At 57.6% G+C, this 5,514-nt stretch carries 2 rRNA genes; both read right to left on the bottom strand.

The features are described 5' to 3' along the window. Positions 1-19: 19 nt before the first annotated feature. A 23S ribosomal RNA gene (locus AC0I8G_RS25805) occupies positions 20-3,164 on the bottom strand. 657 nt (positions 3,165-3,821) lie between these two features. Then, positions 3,822-5,340 (bottom strand): 16S ribosomal RNA (locus AC0I8G_RS25800). The 16S and 23S rRNA genes sit together here, the layout of an rRNA operon. Between the last annotated feature and the right edge of the window lie 174 nt (positions 5,341-5,514).

Below are 5,514 nucleotides of genomic sequence, written 5' to 3'. Positions count from 1 at the left end.
TGGCGGCAGCTGGTGCGTGGTAGACAAGTGATCGGCTTATTAGTACCGGTCAGCTCCACAGCTCTCTCGTCGCTGCTTCCACACCCGGCCTATCAACCCCGTGATCTACAGGGAGCCTCCCACCCCTTTAACAGGGCACGGAAACCTCATCTCGAAGCAGGCTTCCCGCTTAGATGCCTTCAGCGGTTATCCCTTCCGAACGTAGCCAACCAGCCATGCTCCTGGCGGAACAACTGGCACACCAGAGGTTCGTCCGTCCCGGTCCTCTCGTACTAGGGACAGCCCTTCTCAAGTTTCCAACGCGCGCAGCGGATAGGGACCGAACTGTCTCACGACGTTCTAAACCCAGCTCGCGTACCGCTTTAATGGGCGAACAGCCCAACCCTTGGGACCTACTCCAGCCCCAGGATGCGACGAGCCGACATCGAGGTGCCAAACCATGCCGTCGATATGGACTCTTGGGCAAGATCAGCCTGTTATCCCCGGGGTACCTTTTATCCGTTGAGCGACCGCGATTCCACACTCCACGGCCGGATCACTAGTCCCGACTTTCGTCCCTGCTCGACCTGTCGGTCTCACAGTCAAGCTCCCTTGTGCACTTACACTCAACACCTGATTGCCAACCAGGCTGAGGGAACCTTTGGGCGCCTCCGTTACTCTTTAGGAGGCAACCGCCCCAGTTAAACTACCCATCAGGCACTGTCCCTGATCCGGATCACGGACCGAAGTTAGACATCCAGAACGACCAGAGTGGTATTTCAACGATGACTCCACCATCACTAGCGTGACCGCTTCACAGTCTCCCACCTATCCTACACAAGCCGTCCCGAACACCAATACCAAACTATAGTGAAGGTCCCGGGGTCTTTCCGTCCTGCTGCGCGTAACGAGCATCTTTACTCGTAGTGCAATTTCGCCGAGTTCGCGGTTGAGACAGCGGGGAAGTCGTTACGCCATTCGTGCAGGTCGGAACTTACCCGACAAGGAATTTCGCTACCTTAGGATGGTTATAGTTACCACCGCCGTTTACTGGCGCTTAAGTTCTCAGCGTCCCCACTTGCGTGGGTAACCGGTCCCCTTAACGTTCCAGCACCGGGCAGGCGTCAGTCCGTATACATCGTCTTGCGACTTCGCACGGACCTGTGTTTTTAGTAAACAGTCGCTTCCCCCTGGTCTCTGCGGCCCTCAAACGCTAGCCCGCAAGGAGCTTCACGTCTCAGGCCCCCCTTCTCCCGAAGTTACGGGGGCATTTTGCCGAGTTCCTTAACCACGATTCACTCGAACGCCTCGGTATTCTCTACCTGACCACCTGAGTCGGTTTAGGGTACGGGCGGCTCGAACCTCGCGCCGAGGCTTTTCTAGGCAGCATGGGATCACCCTACTTCCCCCCGAAAGGGTCACCATCAGGTCTCAGACACGACATTGAAGTCAGAAGTGCGGATTTACCAACACCTCGCCCTACACCCTTGGACGTGGACAACCATCGCCACGCGGAAGCTACCCTCCTGCGTCACCCCTGTTAATACGCTTGACTACTACCGGATCGGATCACACGCTCCACCAACCACCACCCGAAGGCGCCAGCGGCTTAGGGTGCTTAGCATCCCCGGCCTCACCATGGACGGTTCTACGCCGGTACGGGAATATCAACCCGTTGTCCATCGACTACGCCTGTCGGCCTCGCCTTAGGTCCCGACTTACCCAGGGCGGATGAACCTAGCCCTGGAACCCTTGGTCAATCGGCGGACGGGTTTCTCACCCGTCATTCGCTACTCATGCCTGCATTCTCACTCGCGTGCAGTCCACAACCCATCACCAGGCTGCTTCACCCCACACACGACGCTCCCCTACCCATCCACACACCTGCAGAATCACCACGAAGGCTATCTGGGGTTATTATGTGAATGCCACAGCTTCGGCGGTGTACTTGAGCCCCGCTACATTGTCGGCGCGGAATCACTTGACCAGTGAGCTATTACGCACTCTTTCAAGGGTGGCTGCTTCTAAGCCAACCTCCTGGTTGTCTGCGCAACTCCACATCCTTTCCCACTTAGCACACGCTTAGGGGCCTTAGCTGATGATCTGGGCTGTTTCCCTCTCGACTACGAAGCTTATCCCCCGCAGTCTCACTGCCACGCTCTCACTTACCGGCATTCGGAGTTTGGCTGACGTCAGTAACCCGGTGGGGCCCATTAGCCATCCAGTAGCTCTACCTCCGGCAAGAAACACGTGACGCTGCACCTAAATGCATTTCGGGGAGAACCAGCTATCACGGAGTTTGATTGGCCTTTCACCCCTACCCACAGCTCATCCCCCAGGTTTTCAACCCTGGTGGGTTCGGTCCTCCACGCGGTCTTACCCGCGCTTCAACCTGGCCATGGGTAGATCACTCCGCTTCGGGTCTAGAGCACGCGACTATAGGACGCCCTATTCGGACTCGCTTTCGCTACGGCTACCCCACACGGGTTAACCTCGCCACGCACCACTAACTCGCAGGCTCATTCTTCAAAAGGCACGCCGTCACAGGTACAAGCCTGCTCCGACGGATTGTAGGCACACGGTTTCAGGTACTATTTCACTCCCCTCCCGGGGTGCTTTTCACCATTCCCTCACGGTACTTGTCCGCTATCGGTCATCAGGAAGTATTTAGGCTTACCAGGTGGTCCTGGCAGATTCACACGAGATTCCACGAGCCCCGTGCTACTCGGGACATGCTCCCAAGGAGGCCGCAATGTTTCGCCTACGGGGGTCTCACCCACTACGCCGGACCATCCCAGGCCCTTCGGCTACACCACGACTTTCTCACTCCCCGACCAGGTGGTAGCCCAGTCCAGAACACTCCCACAACCCCAACCCCGCAACCCCTACCAGGTATCACACGGAACTGGTTTAGCCTCATCCGCTTTCGCTCGCCACTACTCACGGAATCACTATTTGTTTTCTCTTCCTGTGGGTACTGAGATGTTTCACTTCCCCACGTTCCCTCCACACACCCTATACATTCAGGTGCGGGTGACCGCCCATGACGACGGCCGGGTTTCCCCATTCGGACACCCTCGGATCAACATTCGGTTGCCAACTCCCCGAGGCTTATCGCAGGCTCCCACGTCCTTCATCGGCTCCTGATGCCAAGGCATCCACCATGCGCCCTTACACACTTGACCACCACACACCACCCACCACCACCAACCCCACCCGAAAGCAGGACAACAGCAGCAGAGCAAATATGCAGGTCAAGGCGAAACTGCAATAAAAACCCAAACCACAAAGACAGTACGGACCACCACACAACCGCACCGATCCGAAGACCGACACGACACGAAGTGACCCGCTCATCAGAGGATTATCACTCGACGAACATCACTACTTGATGCTCGCGTCCACTGTGCAGTTCTCAACAGACAACCCGCACCCACCCCTCAGATGACCGACACCAGACACCCGCAACCCCACCCGAAAGGCAGAGACACGAACCGATGTGAACGATCAGGGCAGGCCCAGACCAAGACACCAACCACACCCACCCACCACTCTCCCCAGACACGAAGTCCGAAGAAGAGCAGTACGTAGCTGCCGGCCGGTCCCTCAGGACCCAACAGTGCGCCAGACGACCACCCACCCCACCACTTCCGTTCCACCCGGGCAAAACCCGAGGTACTGAGAAAAGTGCAAGCAAATGATTGCCGTGTTGATGTTCCACCCTTGAGCACCAGCCGTCGAACATGTGCCGACGAAACTGGCCCATCCCCACCACACCCGAACCCCACGAAGGAGATCCAAGACCTGAGATTCAACTCAGTGACGGGGTTGATGCTCCTTAGAAAGGAGGTGATCCAGCCGCACCTTCCGGTACGGCTACCTTGTTACGACTTCGTCCCAATCGCCAGTCCCACCTTCGACAGCTCCCCCCCTTACGGGTTGGGCCACCGGCTTCGGGTGTTACCGACTTTCATGACGTGACGGGCGGTGTGTACAAGGCCCGGGAACGTATTCACCGCAGCGTTGCTGATCTGCGATTACTAGCGACTCCGACTTCACGGGGTCGAGTTGCAGACCCCGATCCGAACTGAGACCAGCTTTTTGGGATTCGCTCCACCTCACGGTATCGCAGCCCTCTGTACTGGCCATTGTAGCATGCGTGAAGCCCAAGACATAAGGGGCATGATGATTTGACGTCATCCCCACCTTCCTCCGAGTTGACCCCGGCAGTCTCCCATGAGTCCCCACCATAACGTGCTGGCAACATGGAACGAGGGTTGCGCTCGTTGCGGGACTTAACCCAACATCTCACGACACGAGCTGACGACAACCATGCACCACCTGTACGCGACCAACTAAATGACACCCCATCTCTGGGATTCCACCGCGCATGTCAAGCCTTGGTAAGGTTCTTCGCGTTGCATCGAATTAATCCGCATGCTCCGCCGCTTGTGCGGGCCCCCGTCAATTCCTTTGAGTTTTAGCCTTGCGGCCGTACTCCCCAGGCGGGGCGCTTAATGCGTTAGCTGCGGCACGGAATCCGTGGAATGGACCCCACACCTAGCGCCCAACGTTTACGGCATGGACTACCAGGGTATCTAATCCTGTTCGCTCCCCATGCTTTCGCTCCTCAGCGTCAGTAACTGCCCAGAGACCCGCCTTCGCCACCGGTGTTCCTCCTGATATCTGCGCATTTCACCGCTACACCAGGAATTCCAGTCTCCCCTACAGCACTCTAGTGTGCCCGTACCCACTGCAAGCTCAGAGTTGAGCCCTGAGTTTTCACAGCAGACGCGACACACCGCCTACGAGCTCTTTACGCCCAATAATTCCGGACAACGCTTGCACCCTACGTATTACCGCGGCTGCTGGCACGTAGTTAGCCGGTGCTTCTTCTGCTCCTACCGTCACTTTCGCTTCTTCGGAGCTGAAAGAGGTTTACAACCCGAAGGCCGTCATCCCTCACGCGGCGTCGCTGCATCAGGCTTTCGCCCATTGTGCAATATTCCCCACTGCTGCCTCCCGTAGGAGTCTGGGCCGTGTCTCAGTCCCAGTGTGGCCGGTCGCCCTCTCAGGCCGGCTACCCGTCGTCGCCTTGGTAGGCCATTACCCCACCAACAAGCTGATAGGCCGCGAGCCCATCCCCAGCCGAAAAACTTTCCACCCACACTCGATGCCGAGGCGGGTCGTATCCGGTATTAGCCACCGTTTCCAGTGGTTGTCCCAGAGCCAGGGGCAGGTTGCTCACGTGTTACTCACCCGTTCGCCACTGATCCACCCCGAAGGGCTTCACCGTTCGACTTGCATGTGTTAAGCACGCCGCCAGCGTTCGTCCTGAGCCAGGATCAAACTCTCCGTCGAAAAACCTATGACCACACCACCACCCGCGAAGAGCAGCAGCACAGCCAAGATCTTTAGCACTTCATAGTTGACCCTTGGACTCGAAAACCCCACCCCCCACTGGCGTGAAAGAGGCGAGGATCAATCCCAAAGGAACCCCAAACCATCACCCACCCACGCAGAAAACGCAGCGCA

This window comes from Kineococcus sp. AC630, from assembly GCF_979255925.1.
The sequence above is the reverse complement of the archived record's forward strand: the minus strand, read 5'-3'. Positions and strand labels throughout refer to the sequence as shown.